A 575-nucleotide genomic window follows, 5' to 3' on the forward strand; every position below is an offset into this window, starting at 1 on the left:
CCGGTTTCGCTCGCCGCACTCATCACCGATGGCGAATTGAACAGCCACTCCATGCCAACGCTGCTGCTGCTCGGCATGGGGCTGGTGCCGCTGGTGGTCATCTTCATCGTGCTCCAGGAGATGTTCGAGCGCCGGCGGGTCGAGCGCGCCCACGTCCTTGCCCGCGCCGAAGCCGAACGCCTCGCCCAGGCCCGCAGCGAGTTCCTGGCCAACATGAGCCACGAGATCCGCACCCCGCTCAACGCCATCCTCGGGCTCGCCCAGATGGGCATCCGCAACTCGTCGGGGCGCCACGCCGAACAGCAGTTCATCCGGATCAACGAATCCGGCCAGCACCTGCTGGGCGTCATCAACGACATCCTCGACTGCGCCAAGATCGAGGCCGGCAAGCTGAAGGTCGAGCACATCCCGATCGAGCCCGGCAAGGTCATCGACTCGGCGCTCACCCTCACCGCCGAACGTGCCTATGCCCGCCACCTGAAGTTCTTCGTGCGCGAAAGCGGACTGCCCGCCAGCTGCCGTAGCGACCCCCTGCGCCTGTCCCAGGTGCTGGTCAACATGCTGGGCAATGCGAT

At 66.1% G+C, this 575-nt stretch carries 1 protein-coding gene; it reads left to right on the forward strand.

What is annotated here, in order from left to right; all coding sequences use genetic code 11:
• Positions 1-51: 51 nt before the first annotated feature.
• Positions 52-575, forward strand: a 524-nt coding sequence (locus L6Q67_RS24190) for a histidine kinase dimerization/phospho-acceptor domain-containing protein (protein WP_296576263.1), incomplete at its 3' end; no start/stop codon positions are given.

It is taken from the genome of Zoogloea sp. (assembly GCF_023150065.1).
In the GTDB taxonomy this organism is placed as follows: Bacteria; Pseudomonadota; Gammaproteobacteria; order Burkholderiales; family Rhodocyclaceae; genus Zoogloea.